Origin of the sequence: Hominisplanchenecus murintestinalis (genome assembly GCF_943193015.1) — a bacterium.
GTDB lineage: Bacteria > Bacillota > Clostridia > Lachnospirales > Lachnospiraceae > Hominisplanchenecus_A > Hominisplanchenecus_A murintestinalis.
In genome coordinates this window covers 1-15,823 of the sequence record NZ_CALPCM010000048.1, presented here as the reverse complement: position 1 = coordinate 15,823, position 15,823 = coordinate 1, and the positions used below count along the sequence as shown (strand labels likewise).

The following is a 15,823-nucleotide window of genomic DNA, read 5'->3' as shown; positions in this document are numbered from 1 at the left end:
CTTTACGGAGACTTATGCGCGAAGGCTCTCCTGAGCGTATTAGTCGTAGTTAAGCGTTAGTTCACCGGCGCGTTGTCTCCGTCCGTGTGGGATATATGGCAGGTGCCCCGGTGTCTGGGGTAAGCGACAGACTCCCCGACAAACCGCAATTTGAAAGCGGAACTCCAACTTTATTATATGATATATAATATCGCTGTTGATAAACGGAGGGATAAGTGGTATAATTTTTCCATGTAATTTTGGATTCGTTAGGATGGAAAAAATCTATGTTTGAACACAGGAAAATTCAAGGCCTGAATGATTTTTTTATGGAACTTGATAGCAGGAAAGAAAAAGGCGTATATTTTTACAGGATTAACGGGTTTAATGAAGAAATCAGAGAGTTTATCGGAAGATATTATGAGGCCGCCCGCCTGTCAGGAGTCGTCATTGAAGGGAGAATCCCTAATCCCGATGAGAGAAATCTATCTTATTATAATGAGATTATGGGGATGGATTTTCAGATGAGCATGGGTTTTATCACATCCAGCTTAAGGAAGTGGCTGCCTCGGATGAATGATTTCCAGAGAAACCAGGTGGCGGCGTCCATGTATGATTCATTGGATTCTTTGCGCAGGGCCGGAAAGAATGAGAATATGCTCAAGAATGCATATATCAAGTTCATGTGCTGGCTGTACTATAAGTTCGAGCGTATTGTAAATCAATTGGGCGGGAACCGTGTTCCCAAGATTCTGTATGAGGGTGAGATTAGCAGTTATGAGCTGATGCTGGTTTCGATTCTGTCTCATGCAGGGTGCGACGTGGTGCTGCTTCAGTATCGGGGAGATGACAGCTACCGGAGGCTTGACGCGCCGTCAGCGCTGTCCGACAGCCTGGCGCTGCCGGAAATGGAGGCGTTTCCGGAGGGATTCTGCATCCGCAGTCTCAGAGAGCAGATGCAGCAGAAAGCGGAACAGGAGCGTCTGTATGGGAAGAAACCGCAGGCCGCGAACTGTACGAATGCGTGGATTTCCGGCGAAGGGCTGGCAGATATCACGCTGGCGGCTATTGGACGGGGCAGTGATCCGAAGCTGTTCTATAATTGCTTTATCCGAATGAATGGAGCAGAAGATAAGCTCGTTTATATGAATGAGCTGTATCAGTTCTATCTGGAACTGAAAAATGCGAAGCGCAGGCTTGTAATTGTGGATGGGGGGATTCCCCAGCCGGATATGCAGGAAATCGGGGAAATCCGCAGGAAGAATTACCAGAGGCAGGATCAGATGCTGATGGATTTGTCAGCGAATATTCGTCATGGTTCGGAGGAACTGCGGCGCATTATGGTAAGGGCATTTATTGACATGATGCTGGAGGAAGCGAAGAACCCGGGCATGAACCTGAACCGCCTTACAAATAAAGCGGTATACCTGCTGTGTTGGCTGAAGCGTTACCAGGGGAAGCTGTTCGGAGGATGGAGGCTCCCGGAAATCAGCTGTTTTATCCATATGGGTGCCTGCCAAAATGAAAATGAAGCGCTGTTTCTGAGATTCCTGGCAAGGCTTCCCGTGGACGTGCTGGTTCTGAATCCGAATTTGAATATAAAATGCTGCCTGGAGGACAGGCTGCTTTATGAGATAAATTATCAGGAGTCCGTGACGGCGGACAAGTTTCCGCAGGAGAGTTCCGGGGTACGGATTGGTACGGCGGCATATCATGCGGAGCGCGAACTGGATACGCTGATGTATCAGAATTCCGGCATGTACCGGAACCAGCAGTATCGAAAAGCGAACGCGGTGATGCTGCAGACGATGTATGAAGAGATTGCGCTGCTCTGGGATCAGGAACTGCGTTTCCGGCCAAGCTTTGATACGGTGGATGATGTGGTCAGCCTGCCTGTGATTTTTGCAAAGGTATCGGGCGTAAAGAACAGGGATGTGGCAAAGTACTGGTCAGGCATCAAGGCTCTTCTCACGGAGGATACCCTGCTGATTCAGGACGTACCGTATATCGCGCCGACAGACGCGAATCCTTTCAAAGCATACGCCACAGAGTTTTTCAGAAATGGGAAAGTACAGAAGGAGAAGATAAAGGCTCATCAGACATATCGGTATGGGGTGCTCCGGGAAGAGATACAGGAACATATGCTGGACAAGCTGCAGCTTCTGATTGACAGAAGAGAGATAAAGGGAACGTTTGAGAACGGTACGGAGTATACCATTGTATCCGTGGCGCTGAATCTGGGAAAAGAAGTCGTGCGCCTTATCCAGAAATTTGATTTTACAAAGAAGAATCCGAAGATTGTCTATATCAATACGGGGGAACGGCCGATTTCACTGGAGGATTCCATCGTGACGGCATACTTGAGTATGCTGGGATTTGACGTAGTGTTTTTTGTCCCGACGGGTTACCAGAGCGTAGAGCAGTATTTTGTGGGAAAGTTTTTGGAGGAGCATCAGACGGGAGATTATTTGTATGACCTGCAGGTTCCTGATTTCCGAATGATTTCGTTAAATACACGTCCTACATGGCGTGATAAATTTTTTAAGAGAGGTATATAATATGGGATTAGACTTTAGCAAAGCGGCTGTGCAGCAGCCGACAGTTTCCGCTGTCCCGGATACGAAAGAAGAGATAGCGGTCGTAGAGCAATATGATATTGTGGCTGACAGGGAGCAGATGAACACGGAGCTGGTAAATTCACCGGAAGTGGACGCGCTTGTGAGCACGATTGAAATTGACAATCTGGAGACAATCGTTACTTTTGGGGCGCAGGCGGCGGAAGAGATTTCAAAAGCTTCCGACGTGGTGCTGAACGGTATGGATTTGTCGCAGCTTAACGAGTCCAGCACACTGCTGAACACCCTGGCGAAGATCATGTCAAAGTTTGACATTGAAGAAGTTAAGGAGGAAAGTCCTGGGCTGTTTTCCAAGCTGTTCGGCAATATGAAAAAGCAGCTGGATAAGATTCTGGAAAAATACCGGACGATGGGAGATGAAGTAGATAAGATTTATGTAGAATTGAAACAGTACGAGTCCGAGATTAAGAAGTCGAACCGCAAGCTGAATCAGATGTTTGACGCAAACGTGGGATTTTACCACGATTTGGTGAAATATATCTTAGCCGGGGAACAGGGCTGCAGGGAGATTGAAGAGTATATCGAAAAGAGGCAGGCGGACATGGAGGCCACGGGCGACAATTCCATCCAGTTTGAGATTACGTCGCTGCAGCAGGCGCTGATGATGCTGGAGCAGAGGACGCAGGATCTGCGGACTGCTGAGAATGTGGCGATGCAGTCGATTCCGATGATTAAGACTATGGAATTCACGAACATGAACCTGGTGCGTAAGATTAATTCCGCATTTATCATCACGCTTCCGATTTTCAAACAGGCGCTGGCACAGGCTATCATGCTCAAGCGTCAGAAGATTCAGGCAGACGCTATGTCGGCATTAGATGAAAAGACGAATGAGATGCTGATACGGAATGCGAAAAACACGGTAGCCCAGTCGAAAGCTACTGCGAAGATGGCGGCGGGAAGCTCTATCAAGATAGAGACACTGGAAACCACCTGGCGGACGATTGTCAGCGGCATCGAAGAGACAAAGCAGATTCAGGAAAATGCAAAACGGCAGCGCATCGATGACAAGGCGCGGCTTGAGAATATTAAACGGGAATTTAACAGCATGTATCAAATGCCTAATAAAAGGTAGAAATCAAGGAATATTATAATTTAAGGAGGGAAAGCTATGCCGATTAATTTGCAGAAAGGACAGAAAGTTGATTTAACGAAAGGAAATCCAAGCCTTAAAAATATTATGGTCGGGCTGGGCTGGGATGTAAATGCATTTGATTCCGGCGCGGACTTTGACCTGGACGCTGCGGCATTTATGGTAGGAGAAAATGGAAAATGCCCGACGGAGCGGGAATTTATTTTCTATGGGAATCTGGAGCATAACAGCGGAGCGGTAAAGCATATGGGCGATAACCTGACGGGAGGCGGAGACGGCGACGATGAGCAGATAGAAGTTGACCTCACGATAATCCCGGCGAATGTATCCAGGGTAGTATTTACGGTAACGATTTATGATGCGGAGCTGCGGAGGCAGAATTTCGGACAGGTCAGCAACGCGTTTATCAGGATTGTGGATACGGCGACAGGCAGCGAGCTTATCCGTTACGACCTTGGCGAAGATTTCTCGATTGAAACGGCAGTGGTAGTAGGCGAGCTGTACCGTCATAACGGAGAATGGAAGTTTAATGCCATTGGAAGCGGTTTCCAGGGCGGCCTTGCGGCACTTTGCGGACATTATGGGATTGAGGTAGCTTAAAGATTGCTTATAGTACGCCGTCAGATGGCGGCGGTATTTAAAGGAGGAATTTGAAATGCCAATTAATTTGCAAAAAGGGCAGAAAGTAAGTCTGACGAAAGGAAATCCGGGACTGTCAAAAGTAGTAGTCGGCGTAGGCTGGGATGTGAACCAGTTTGATACAGGCGGCGCTTTTGATTTGGATGGAGCTGCATTTCTTGTCACAGAGAACGGGAAGGTATCCAGGGGAGAAGATTTTGTATTTTACGGAAACCTTACACATCCGTCAGGGAGCGTCCAGCATATGGGAGATAACCTGACAGGCGAGGGTGAAGGGGATGATGAGCAGATTAAAGTAAATCTTTCTGCCGTTCCGGCAAATATTGCGAAGATTGTATTTACGGTAACTATTTATGACGCTGAGACGAGAAGGCAGAATTTTGGGCAGGTCAGCAATGCGTTTATCCGCATCTACAATGAAGATACCGGAGAGGAAATGCTGCGGTATGACTTGGGCGAGGATTTTTCTATTGAAACAGCGGCAGTGTTTGGGGAACTGTACAAGAATGGAAATGAGTGGAAGTTTAACGCCATCGGAAGCGGCTACCAGGGCGGTCTTGCAGCGCTCTGTGCAAGCTTTGGCGTGGACGTAGAATAAGGAGGAATCGAAATGTCAATCAGTTTACAAAAAGGACAAAAGGTGAGCCTGACAAAAGAGAGCGCAGGTCTCGCCAAAATAGTAGTAGGTCTCGGATGGGACGAGGCGCCGAGAGCCCGTGGATTCTTTGCGCCGAAGCCGCAGCCTATTGATTGCGACGCTTCGGCTATCCTGTTGAAAGGCGGGAAGTTCTGTGATAACAGGGATGTGGTTTATTTTGCGAACCTCCGCCATATGTCTGGGACGGTTCAGCATATGGGCGATAACCTGACGGGCGCAGGCGAAGGAGATGATGAGCAGATTGTTATCGACCTGGCGCATGTTCCGGCAGAGTATGACAGGATTGTGATTGTGGTAAATATTTACCATGCATTTAAGCGGAACCAGCATTTTGGAATGATTCAGAATGCCTTCATCCGTCTGGTGGATGCGGGAAACAACCGCGAGATGTGCAGGTATAACCTCACGGAAAATTATTCCGGGATGACAGGTATGGTATTCGGAGAAGTGTACCGTTACAATAATGAATGGAAATTCAACGCCATCGGACAGGGAACGAACGACGGAAGCATCAGTGATTTAGTAAAGAGATACGTATAGAATGACAAGAGGTTAAAAGTGAGGAAGTTAACTTCCTAATTTACCAAGATGGCGCGCAGGCGCGTCAGAAAGGGGCAAGAATGAAATTCAATGGTTTAACCGATAAAGAGGTGGAAGCCTCGCGGCAGCAGCATGGCTCAAATGTGATACCGGATTCAGAACCGACAACCTTCTGGGAGGAATTTAAAGAAACTTTTGGCGACCCGATGATTAAAATTCTTCTGGCGATTGCGGCGCTGATGATTGTTATGTTCTGCTTTGGCTACGCGGAAATCTACGAGCCTTTGGGAACGATTGTGGCAGTGCTGATTGTTGCATTTGTATCTGCGAAGACAGGTGTTGCCAGTGATACGAAATACCGTGAACTAAAAGACAGTACAGAAAAAGATAAATGCAAGGTACACAGAAATGGCCTGGTGACAGTGATTGATGTGGATGATGTAGTTGTAGGAGACAAGGTGCTCCTGCAGTCCGGCGATAAGATTCCGGCAGACGGCATCCTCGTCTCCGGCAGCCTGCGGGTCGACAATTCCGCGCTGAACGGAGAGGCGGAGGAATGTAAGAAAACGGCTGCGGGCGAAGGAGTCGAGCTTGCAGAAAATATCACAGGCGACACATTTGTGGACGCCCATTCTCTGTTCCGGGGAGCCGTGGTATTTGACGGGGAGGGGATTCTTGACGTCAGGAAAGTCGGCCTGAAAACCATGATGGGCAAGATGGCGGAGGAAATGCAGGAGAATGAGCCGGATTCCCCACTGAAAGTGAAGCTCTCAAAGTTGGCAAAGCAGATTTCTACTTTTGGTTATATCGGGGCAATCGTGATAGCAGTCCTGTATTTTGCATATTTTGTCACGTCGGCAGGGGGATTTGACGCTTTCTTCGGGCTGGGCGTTGAGGTAGTTGTCAAGAAAATCGTAGAAGCGGTTTCCCTTGCGGTAGTTATCATCGTGTGCGCAGTGCCGGAGGGTCTGCCATTGATGATTTCCCTGGTGCTTATGCAAAATACCAGCAAAATGCTTGCCCACAATGTGCTTGTGCGGAAAGCGGAAGGTATCGAAACAGCAGGTTCCCTGAATATCCTGTTCAGCGATAAGACGGGGACGATTACAAAAGGAAGGCTTGAAGTTGTGGACTTTTTTACTGCGGACGGAAAGTCCATCAGTCTTGCGGATTTAAGCAAACACAGCCAGGTGAAAGGTCTGGTAGACCTTGCGATAGGAAAAAATACACAGTCTATGTTTGATTCTTCCCACCGGGTTATCGGCGGAAATGCCACGGACCAGGCGTTGATGAAATTTATCGGAGAGCCTGTATTCCTGGCGCTTGAATCGGATAAAGACTGTGCGGTTACGGCGAGCCAGGGCTTTAACTCTGCGAATAAATTCAGCCAGGCGAGGATTGACAGCTTGGGAAAAACATTCTACAAAGGCGCGCCGGAGAAGCTGCTGGCGTCTGCGGCACGGTATCTGGACGGGGACGGAAAAGAGCAGAAGCTGGATAAAGAAGTCCTCAACAAAAAGATTGATGAGCTTGCGGCAAAGGCAATGCGTGTCCTGGCCTTTGGTTACTCAGAGAAAGCGATGGTGGAAAACGCCATTAACGACGATATCGTGGTGATCGGTCTGGTCGGCATCCGCGATGATGTGCGCCCGGAGGCGAAAGAAGCGATTGAAGAAGTACAGAATGCGGGCATCCAGGTAGTTATGATTACCGGGGACAGGCTGGAGACGGCAGTAGCGATTGCAAAAGACGCCGGGCTTTTGAAGAGTGAAGAGGATAAAGCGATTTCCTCCGCACAGCTTAATGAGATGTCTGATGAAGAAGTAAAGGCAATGATTCCACATATCCGTGTTATTGCCCGGGCGCTTCCGACGGATAAGTCCCGTATGGTAAGGCTGTGCCAGGAGATGAATCTGGTCGTAGGTATGACCGGAGACGGCGTAAACGACTCTCCAGCACTGAAACGCGCGGACGTAGGCTTTGCTATGGGAAGCGGGACGGAAGCAGCGAAAGAGGCAGGAAAGATTGTTATCCTGGACGATAACTTTAAGTCCATCAAAGACGCCATCTGGTACGGCAGGACGATTTACCACAATATCCTGAAATTCTGTAAGTTCCAGCTGGTAATCAACGTAGCGGCAGTGGTAGTGAGCGCTGTCGCGCCATTCTTCGGCGTAGAGGAGCCTTTGAAAGTAACCCACCTGCTGTTCGTCAACCTGGTTATGGACGGGCTGGGGGCAATCATGCTCGGCAACGAGCCGGCTTTGAAGAAATATATGGATGAGAAGCCGAGAAGAAGAGACGAAAGCATCGTAAACAAGAAAATGATGGCGCAGATTCTTACAATGGGCGCATGGCTTACGATTATCAGTTTTCTTTTCTTAAAGCTGCCGTTCTTTGCAGGGCTGTTTGCAAACGAAGAGCAGCATCTGACAGGGTACTTTGTCCTGTTTATTGTAAGCGCGCTGTTTAACGGATTCAATGTGCGTGACGACCGCTTTGGCATATTCAGGGGATTGGATGAGAATACAGGATTCCTCAAAGTGTTCTTCATCATCATCGCCGTCCAGTTTGCGATTGTAAACGCGGCGCTGATTCCGTTTGCACCATTCCGGTGGATTGGAAGCATGTTCAGCTGCGTGCCGTTCGGCATCCAGGGCTGGATTGCGGTAATCCTGCTGGCAGTTACCATGATTCCGGTAGACATGGTAAGGAAAGTGGCTGTGGGCGGAGAAAAATAATACTACACAATGAAATAGGGCTGGTTCAGCGTTGCTGCCAGCCCTATATTGCGGTTTGTTTGTGAGTTCATTGCTTACCCCGGACAGTCGCGGAACCGACAGGGGAAAGCAATGAACTAGCAGACAAACCGCAATTTGAAAGTTGAACGGCAGCACTTTATAGCAGCACCTTTGGGAAAGGATTTTTATGATTGCATTTTTTTCGGATTTGGATAATACTCTGATATTTTCTTATAAGCATGATATTGGTAAGGAGAAACGGTGTGTAGAAATTTATCAGGGACGGGAGGTTTCGTATATTACGGAAAGGACATACGGGCTGCTGACATATGCGGCGTCCCGGCTTTTGTTTGTGCCTGTGACTACCCGGACGGAGGAGCAGTACCGCCGGATTGATTTGGGAGTGGGAGTGCCGTCATATGCGCTGGTATGTAATGGCGGCGTACTTTTGATAAATGGGCAGGAGGACGCGGGCTGGTATCGGGAGTCTGTGGAAATGACGGCAGACTGTCAGGATGAGTTGTGGAAAGCAGCGGAAATTCTGGAAAGGGATGAAAACAGAAGCCTTGAGGTCAGAAATATCAGGAATCTGTTTCTGTTTACCAAAAGCAGGTGTCCGGAAGAGTCTGTAGACAGGTTAAAAGAAGAGCTGGATATGAATCGAATGGATGTCTTCCGCAACGGAGTAAAAGTATATGCGCTCCCGAAATCTCTGAATAAAGGCGCGGCTCTTCAGCGGCTCCGGGAAAAGGTAAAGCCGGAACAGGCGATAGCTGCCGGGGACAGTGCATTTGATTTACCGATGCTGGCAGAGGCGGATGTGGGGATTGCGCCGCAGATACTTGGGAAGTGTTGCAAACCAGAAGGGGAAATTCGGCTCATGGAGCCGGATAGAGTATTTTCAGAGCGGCTTCTTGAGTTTGTGATATCTTCATTTTTATAGTTGGAGACGCAGCTGTTCCGCATATGCCTGAAAGGGCTTTTGTGCTCCCTGGGTTATCGTATCGTCTGGTTTTACTGCGCCGAGCAGAAGGGGAGAAGTCTTGTCGTGGTATTGATAATTTTCAAATGCTTTATGGGGGTTTTTGTTGGCGTAACAATATTTACAGCCGTTCATACAGGTATCATAGGCGCCGATATCGCGGCTTTCTATACAATGGCAGCCCTGCCTCATGCCTTTATGCTTCAGATTTCGGAACATGATGCTGTTCGCTTTGCCCAGAATATCAAGCGTCGTACAGCCGGAGGCATGAATCCCATAAGGGGTAAAATCTCCGTTTGTTCCGCAGGTCTGAATATAAATCCCATACTTCTCAGCAATAGAGCCAAGTCCCTGTGCCAGTGTGTCTATATCCTGCCCGGATAAGGGGATAATTTCAGGCATATTGACTTCCAGTTTTTTATACATTTCTACAAAGCTGAAAATGCAGCGGTCTATGTAAGGAGCCAGCGCACTTGCCATCCGCTCAAAGGTTTCCAGGTGGCGCTTTACGGTGTAATCCTTTGTCAGCAAAACAGGGTCATACCTCCAGGAAACACGTTGCTTTCCCACCAGGGCGGAAAGCTTTATTAACGTGTCTATACTTTTATCAATATCAGGCACGCCGGGTTCAATATCTTTCCCATAAGCGGTAATCGTATAATGGAAATAAGTATGGAAACGGTCTGTAATTTCATGTAAACGCGGCAAGATAGGCGCATAATTTTTCGAACAGAACACAACGCAGTCTACTTTGTCGGGAATCAGTTCATAGCGTGCGACTTTATTTGGAAAAAGCGGATTGCGTGAAAGGACATATCCCTCTGCAAAACGATTCAGAAGCCATTCTGTGTAGTATTGTACGGTATCTGTTCGTCCGCCAGTGTTGATAATCATTTTATATTCCTCCGTTTCACCATTGAGGTGTTCATTAGTATTTTAAATGGTTTCAGATTCTTTGTACTAATTCTACATAAAATTATTGTAGCCTTTTTTCAAGGAAAGTCAAGAAGCCAACAGTAACGGGATTTTTCAGTGAGATGCTATGCTTTGGGGAAGAAGTCAGATGTGGATGCGCTGGCTGCCAGGGGAATATTGTTCTCATTTGTTTCTGTTGCCATAAAAGAGTTGACGGATGAAAAAATGAGTGCAATACTTGAGGAAAACGATAGGATTTTGTGTAAACAGGAAATGCGTTGGAAAGGTATGGCATGAGAATGAGAAGGGAAAGGAAGTTCTGGTTCATGCGCCTGCTTTTGATGATGGCGGCAGGAGTGTTTTTATATGGATGTACCGGGAAGAGTACCCACGAGGCGTCAGCTTCAAGGGAATTTTTCGCTATGGATACGGTGATGACGGTTACCGCTTATGGGGGACGGTGTGAGGAAGCTGTGGAAGCGGCAGAGAAAGAAGTGAAACGACTGGACGCACTGCTTTCCACAGGGGCAGAGGACAGCGAAGTGTTCAGGCTAAACCGGGAAGAGGGCGGTTTTGTGTCAGAGGACACAGCTGCTTTGCTGGAAGGGGCGGAAAGGATTTGTAAAGAGACAGACGGCGCGTTTGATATCAGCATTTATCCTGTGATGCAGGCGTGGGGGTTTCCAGATAAAGAATACCGGGTGCCGGAACCGGAGGAGTTGAAGGCGCTGCTGGACAGGGTAGACGGTTCGCAGATTGTACTGGACGGAAAACGGGAGAAAGTGACGTTTAGTTTGGAGGGGATGGAAATAGATTTGGGCGGAATTGCAAAAGGATATACGTCGAACCGAATGATGAAAATCTTTCAGGAGTATGGGATTGAGAGCGGGATTGTCAGCCTGGGAGGAAATGTGCAGGTGCTTGGCAGGAAAGCAAACGGGGGAAATTGGCGTGTGGCAGTACGCAGCCCGAAAGGGGACGGAGATTTTCTGGGGGTGCTTTCCGTGAATGGAAAATCGGTGGTGACTTCAGGCGGATATGAGAGATACTTTGAGCAGGATGGAAAAACGTATCATCATATACTGAATCCGAAGAGCGGCTATCCGGCAGACAGTGGACTGGAGTCTGTTACTGTTGTCAGCGAGGACGGGACGCTGGCAGACGGTCTGTCCACGGCTCTTTTTGTCATGGGAATGGAGCAGGCTGTGTCCTTTTGGAAATTGCATAGGGAAGAGTTTGATGCGGTTTTTCTGGATAAAGAAGGCGGACTCTGGATTACAGAGGGGCTTGAGGGAGCGTTTCAATCGGATTTTAGCTATGAGATAATCAGGAAATGAGAAAAGGAAGGGAGAATTCATGATTTGTTCATAAATTCTTGGTAGACTAATCGTGATAATAGGGGGCGCTGGGGGATAATAAGGAGACGATTCATATGTCGGAGAAGGGACAGAGGGAATTTGATTTCATGAGCGAGCAGCTTAAGAAAAAGCCTTTTTATAAAATGAGATGGTTCCGGAAGGGAATCGGGGCGTGTGCCCTGGCTATTCTGTTTGGCGCTGCGGCAGGGATTACATTCTCGGTGGTTCAGCCGTGGGCAAAGAAGCAGTTTGGCGAGCCGGAGGACCCGGCGCAGGTAATTGTAGTGCGTGAGGAAACGGAGACGGAAGAGACGGAGGCACCACAGACAGAGACAGCGGAAACAGAAGCGCCGCATACGGTGATTGAGCGCAAGGATCTGGAGATTTCGGATTACAAGATGCTTTACAGAAAAATGGCGCAAGTGGCGGAGAGCGTCTATCCGTCAGTCGTTACTGTGACGTGCGAAACGAGCAATGTGGACTGGTTCAATGAAGTGATAGAAAACCGTATTCAGACAGCAGGTCTTATCATTGCCCAGAGCCAGCAGGAATATTTTATATTGACAGGAAGCCATGCTGCTGTCGAAGCAGAGCGCATTATCGTAACATTTTCAGACGGGACAGTGGCAGACGCGAGCCTTCAGAAACGGGATGCGGCAACAGGGCTGTTAGTACTGTGCGTGAGAAAATCGAGCCTTCCTGCCGACATGGATGGGATTGCGCCGGCGGAACTGGGAGTATCTGGAAATATGAAACAGGGTGAGCCGGTGATTGCCTTGGGAACTCCGGTGGCAAACAACAGCAGCATGTCGTTTGGCATGATTACTTCGATGGTGGAGATGCCTGTGGTGGACGCTCAGTACCGTGTGTTAAATACAGATATTCTGGGAAGCCAGCAGGGCAGCGGTATATTGATTGATTTAGACGGGAAAATCATGGGGATTATTGCGCAGAGCTTTTCTTCGGACAGCGGGCAGATCACACTTACCGCTTTGGCAGTTCCCGATATCCAGGAGCTGGTGATGGATCTGGCGAACGGCAGGGAGCGTCCCACGGTGGGAATAGTGGGAAAAGAGATTGATGCGACGATTGCCGAGGAGTTCCATATGCCTCAGGGGATTTACGTGCGGAGCGTGGCAGAGGATTCTCCGGCAATGCACGCAGGTGTGTATGTGGCGGATATTATTACAGGCATAGACGGCAAGGAAATTTTAACCATAGAGGATTACAGGCAGGAAATTCAAAAACACAGCCCGGAAGAGATGGTTAAGCTTGAGATTAAGCGTACATCGGTGGACGGATATGTAGATATGGAAGTTTTGGTACAGTTGGGACGTTAGGGCGGAAGATGAGGCAGCAAGCGTGCCGGAAAGGGGAAGAGATGAAATTCATTGAAACGTTGAGAGAGGGAGAAAAGGTAGGGGATATCTACTTGTGTAAGTACAGGCAGGCGGCAGTTACGAAAAACGGAAAAGCGTATGAAAATGTGATTTTGCAGGATAAAACAGGTACGATTGACGCTAAAATATGGGATCCGGATTCCCAGGGGATTGATGATTTTGCAGTTTTGGACTATGTGGATGTCGTCGGAGATGTGACAAACTTCCAGGGCGCTTTGCAGCTGAATATCAAGCGTGCGCGCCGGGCAAGAGAAGGGGAATATAACCCGCAGGACTATCTTCCGGTCAGTGAGCGGGATATTGAGGAAATGTATGGAGAACTGATGGATTATGTGGAAAAGATTGAGAATGAACATTTGAAAAAGCTGACGGAGTTGTATTTCAAGGATAATGAGGCTTTTATTAAGGCTTTTAAATTTCATTCAGCGGCGAAGAGCGTTCATCATGGATTTGTGGGCGGGCTGCTTGAGCATACGCTTGGAGTAGTAAAGCTTTGCTGTTTTTATATTAAGCAATATCCGATTTTAAACGGGGATCTGCTCCTTACTGCGGCGCTTTTTCATGATGTAGGGAAGATGCGGGAAATATCTACATTTCCTGAGAATGACTACACCGATGACGGTCAGCTTTTAGGGCACATTTATATGGGCGCGGAGCTGGTGGGCGCGACGGCAAGGCGCATCCAGGGATTTCCTAAGAAACTGCTGAGCGAGCTGATGCACTGCATTTTAGCGCATCATGGGGAATTGGAATATGGCTCGCCGAAAAAGCCGGCTCTTGCAGAGGCGCTGGCGTTGAATTTTGCAGATAATACGGACGCCAAAATGCAGACATTCAAGGAGGCGGTCAGAGGGGCGGCGGATAACAATGAGTGGCTGGGGTATAACCGGCTGTTTGAATCGAATATCAGGAAAACGAGCATATGAAGAAAGATGATTTGATACAAGTAAAAATAGAAGATATGGGAGCAGACGGAGCCGGCATCGGGAAGATGGACGGATTTGCTCTCTTTATAAAGGATGCCGTTATAGGTGACGTAGTGGAAGCTAAGATTATGAAAATGAAGAAAAACTACGGCTATGCACGGCTGATGCGGGTGCTGGAGCCGTCTCCCTGGCGGGTAACTGCACCCTGTCCGGTGGCGCGCCAGTGCGGCGGATGCCAGCTCCAGGCGATGGCTTACGAAGCGCAGCTTCGTTTTAAAGAAAATAAAATTCAGAATAACCTGAAACGAATCGGGGGATTTGATAACATTTGGCTGGAGCCAATCTGCGGTATGGACAATCCCTTTGGATACAGGAATAAAGCACAGTTTCCGGTAGGTACAGATAAAACTGGAAGAATTATTATGGGGTTCTATGCAGGACGCACCCACAGAATTATCGAAAACCACAGATGTCTGCTCGGCGTACCGGAGAACGAGAAAATCCTGGATGCCGTCGTTGATTTCATGGAAAAGGAGCATATTTCAGCATATGATGAGTCTACGGGGAAAGGGCTGGTGCGCCATGTACTAATCCGTTATGGGTTTACCACGAAAGAAATCATGGTGTGCCTGGTGGTTAATGGACATAAGGTCAGAAAAATTGAAAAACTGGCAGAACGTCTGGCGGAAATTCCCGGCATGACAAGTATTACTTTAAATGTGAACAGGAAGCGGACAAATGTAATTTTGGGTGATGAAATTCTCTCCGTGTGGGGACGTGGTTACATTGAGGATTACATCGGGGGGATTAAATACCGCATTTCACCTCTGTCCTTTTATCAGGTAAATCCGGTGCAGACGAAGAAGCTATATGAAAAGGCTCTGGAATATGCCGCCCTTACCGGAAATGAGACGGTCTGGGATCTGTACTGCGGAATCGGCACGATTTCCCTCTTCCTCGCACAGAAAGCAAGGCAAGTATACGGAGTAGAAATCGTTCCAGAGGCTATCGAAGACGCCAGAAACAACGCCAGAATCAACGGTATTACAAATGCCAGCTTCTATGTAGGAAAGGCAGAAGAAGTACTGCCGCAAATGTATGAGAGAGACGGCATATCCGCTGACGTCATCGTGGTAGACCCGCCGCGGAAAGGCTGCGACGAAAGTCTCCTGGACACTATCGTGAAGATGGAGCCGGAGCGTGTGGTGTATGTGAGCTGCGATTCCGCTACGCTGGCGAGGGATTTGAAGTATTTGTGTGAGAGAGGGTATGAAGTGGTGAGCGGGCAGGGAGTTGACCAGTTTCCGATGAGTGTACATGTGGAGACGTGCGTCCTTTTGGGTAGGAAATAGTAACACTGCTGAAACAGTCTATGCGTATGTGGATTATGAGCCAAAAGATAATGAATATCTTAAGGATGTAAAAGGCTGTGCGACCTATACGGAAATTAAAGACTGGATAATGTCGGAGTATGGTTTAAAGGTATCGTCACTGTATGTGGCGCAGATAAAAGACAAATGCGGTATTGAGAAACGTCTGAATTACAATGTAGGCGATAATAAAAGCCGTGTGCCGAAATGCCCGCCGGAGAAAGAAAAAGCGATTATGGCAGCGTTTAAGCATTTTAGTATGATATGAGATATTCTGCCGAGCTTCAAAAAGAATGTTGATTTTCAGATTCAGAAATGTTATATTATAGAAAAGGAGCAACCGCCCACAAAGTGGTTAGCCTCCACGAATAAGCCTAAAGCCTACCTGCATCCGCCAAGATTACAAGGTAGGCTTATTTATTTTCGCTTGTTGTTCCTATTGTCTAAATAGGCAAGCAATGCAACGAGAAACGAACCACCAAAAAATAACAGGCTTAAAACTTCGTATGTGAGGCTGTAAAAAATCTTGTGTCTATGGATTTTAGACTTTCCTGATAAGAATTAGATATGTAAGAGGTTTTTGTCG

The 15,823-nt window shown here is 47.9% G+C and carries 15 protein-coding genes; 13 read left to right on the top strand and 2 right to left on the bottom strand.

The window, feature by feature from the left end:
* The first annotated feature begins 266 nt into the window (after positions 1–266).
* The 7 genes from NFR99_RS12840 (at position 267) to NFR99_RS12810 (ending at position 9,229) form a co-directional block, all read left to right on the top strand.
* Positions 267–2,537, top strand: a complete 2,271-nt coding sequence (locus tag NFR99_RS12840) for a YceG family protein (protein WP_251353821.1) — start codon at positions 267–269, stop codon at positions 2,535–2,537.
* A 1-nt stretch (position 2,538) separates the two neighbouring features.
* The gene (locus NFR99_RS12835; RefSeq protein WP_251353820.1) at positions 2,539–3,690 is read left to right on the top strand and encodes a toxic anion resistance protein; all 1,152 of its coding nucleotides are present in this window, start codon (positions 2,539–2,541) and stop codon (positions 3,688–3,690) included.
* Between the two features lie 36 nt (positions 3,691–3,726).
* Positions 3,727–4,308 carry a TerD family protein gene (locus tag NFR99_RS12830; protein ID WP_135975920.1) on the top strand — a complete coding sequence of 194 codons (582 nt, stop codon included), beginning with the start codon at positions 3,727–3,729 and terminating at the stop codon, positions 4,306–4,308.
* A gap of 55 nt (positions 4,309–4,363) precedes the next feature.
* Positions 4,364–4,945 carry a TerD family protein gene (locus NFR99_RS12825; RefSeq protein WP_120486558.1) on the top strand — a complete coding sequence of 194 codons (582 nt, stop codon included), beginning with the start codon at positions 4,364–4,366 and terminating at the stop codon, positions 4,943–4,945.
* A 12-nt stretch (positions 4,946–4,957) separates the two neighbouring features.
* Complete coding sequence (locus NFR99_RS12820; protein WP_120486559.1) at positions 4,958–5,545, top strand: TerD family protein; 588 nt, start codon at positions 4,958–4,960, stop codon at positions 5,543–5,545.
* Positions 5,546–5,625: 80 nt separating this feature from the next.
* Positions 5,626–8,286: a calcium-translocating P-type ATPase, PMCA-type gene (locus tag NFR99_RS12815; protein WP_251353819.1), complete on the top strand. Its 2,661-nt coding sequence runs from the start codon at positions 5,626–5,628 to the stop codon at positions 8,284–8,286.
* A gap of 187 nt (positions 8,287–8,473) precedes the next feature.
* Positions 8,474–9,229, top strand: coding sequence for an HAD family hydrolase (locus NFR99_RS12810; RefSeq protein ID WP_251353818.1), 756 nt, complete (start codon positions 8,474–8,476; stop codon positions 9,227–9,229).
* Here NFR99_RS12810 and NFR99_RS12805 read toward each other — a convergent pair.
* Positions 9,224–10,162, bottom strand: a complete 939-nt coding sequence (locus NFR99_RS12805; protein ID WP_120486562.1) for a DUF1848 domain-containing protein — start codon at positions 10,160–10,162, stop codon at positions 9,224–9,226. The genes NFR99_RS12810 and NFR99_RS12805 overlap by 6 nt on opposite strands.
* Before the next feature lie 153 nt (positions 10,163–10,315).
* On the opposite strand from NFR99_RS12805, the gene NFR99_RS12800 reads away from it, so the two are divergent.
* From NFR99_RS12800 to NFR99_RS12775, 6 genes are all read left to right on the top strand, one after another.
* Positions 10,316–10,480 carry a hypothetical protein gene (locus NFR99_RS12800; protein WP_160216411.1) on the top strand — a complete coding sequence of 55 codons (165 nt, stop codon included), beginning with the start codon at positions 10,316–10,318 and terminating at the stop codon, positions 10,478–10,480.
* Positions 10,477–11,520, top strand: a complete 1,044-nt coding sequence (locus NFR99_RS12795) for an FAD:protein FMN transferase (protein WP_251353817.1) — start codon at positions 10,477–10,479, stop codon at positions 11,518–11,520. Before NFR99_RS12800 ends, NFR99_RS12795 begins: the two co-directional genes overlap by 4 nt.
* Before the next feature lie 95 nt (positions 11,521–11,615).
* Positions 11,616–12,881, top strand: a complete 1,266-nt coding sequence (locus tag NFR99_RS12790; RefSeq protein WP_160216410.1) for a S1C family serine protease — start codon at positions 11,616–11,618, stop codon at positions 12,879–12,881.
* A gap of 41 nt (positions 12,882–12,922) precedes the next feature.
* Positions 12,923–13,867, top strand: a complete 945-nt coding sequence (locus NFR99_RS12785) for a 3'-5' exoribonuclease YhaM family protein (RefSeq protein ID WP_135975915.1) — start codon at positions 12,923–12,925, stop codon at positions 13,865–13,867.
* On the top strand, positions 13,864–15,219 hold the full coding sequence (gene rlmD / locus NFR99_RS12780) for a 23S rRNA (uracil(1939)-C(5))-methyltransferase RlmD (protein ID WP_251353816.1): 1,356 nt from the start codon (positions 13,864–13,866) through the stop codon (positions 15,217–15,219). The genes NFR99_RS12785 and rlmD overlap by 4 nt, the downstream gene beginning before the upstream one ends.
* Positions 15,185–15,505, top strand: coding sequence for a hypothetical protein (locus tag NFR99_RS12775; RefSeq protein WP_251353815.1), 321 nt, complete (start codon positions 15,185–15,187; stop codon positions 15,503–15,505). The genes rlmD and NFR99_RS12775 overlap by 35 nt, the downstream gene beginning before the upstream one ends.
* 149 nt (positions 15,506–15,654) lie before the next feature.
* Here the strand turns inward: NFR99_RS12775 and NFR99_RS12770 are convergent, their stop codons facing one another.
* Positions 15,655–15,762 carry a putative holin-like toxin gene (locus tag NFR99_RS12770; protein WP_277613462.1) on the bottom strand — a complete coding sequence of 36 codons (108 nt, stop codon included), beginning with the start codon at positions 15,760–15,762 and terminating at the stop codon, positions 15,655–15,657.
* Positions 15,763–15,823: the final 61 nt, after the last annotated feature.

What these genes read in the sequence shown, in the direction of transcription:
- NFR99_RS12840 (WP_251353821.1), top strand. Translation starts at nt 267, where the DNA reads ATGTTTGAACACAGGAAAATTCAAGGCCTGAATGATTTTTTTATGGAA.
- NFR99_RS12835 (WP_251353820.1), top strand. Translation starts at nt 2,539, where the DNA reads ATGGGATTAGACTTTAGCAAAGCGGCTGTGCAGCAGCCGACAGTTTCC.
- NFR99_RS12830 (WP_135975920.1), top strand. Translation starts at nt 3,727, where the DNA reads ATGCCGATTAATTTGCAGAAAGGACAGAAAGTTGATTTAACGAAAGGA.
- NFR99_RS12825 (WP_120486558.1), top strand. Translation starts at nt 4,364, where the DNA reads ATGCCAATTAATTTGCAAAAAGGGCAGAAAGTAAGTCTGACGAAAGGA.
- NFR99_RS12820 (WP_120486559.1), top strand. Translation starts at nt 4,958, where the DNA reads ATGTCAATCAGTTTACAAAAAGGACAAAAGGTGAGCCTGACAAAAGAG.
- NFR99_RS12815 (WP_251353819.1), top strand. Translation starts at nt 5,626, where the DNA reads ATGAAATTCAATGGTTTAACCGATAAAGAGGTGGAAGCCTCGCGGCAG.
- NFR99_RS12810 (WP_251353818.1), top strand. Translation starts at nt 8,474, where the DNA reads ATGATTGCATTTTTTTCGGATTTGGATAATACTCTGATATTTTCTTAT.
- NFR99_RS12805 (WP_120486562.1), bottom strand. Translation starts at nt 10,162, where the DNA reads ATGATTATCAACACTGGCGGACGAACAGATACCGTACAATACTACACA.
- NFR99_RS12795 (WP_251353817.1), top strand. Translation starts at nt 10,477, where the DNA reads ATGAGAATGAGAAGGGAAAGGAAGTTCTGGTTCATGCGCCTGCTTTTG.
- NFR99_RS12790 (WP_160216410.1), top strand. Translation starts at nt 11,616, where the DNA reads ATGTCGGAGAAGGGACAGAGGGAATTTGATTTCATGAGCGAGCAGCTT.
- NFR99_RS12785 (WP_135975915.1), top strand. Translation starts at nt 12,923, where the DNA reads ATGAAATTCATTGAAACGTTGAGAGAGGGAGAAAAGGTAGGGGATATC.
- rlmD (WP_251353816.1), top strand. Translation starts at nt 13,864, where the DNA reads ATGAAGAAAGATGATTTGATACAAGTAAAAATAGAAGATATGGGAGCA.
- NFR99_RS12775 (WP_251353815.1), top strand. Translation starts at nt 15,185, where the DNA reads ATGTGGAGACGTGCGTCCTTTTGGGTAGGAAATAGTAACACTGCTGAA.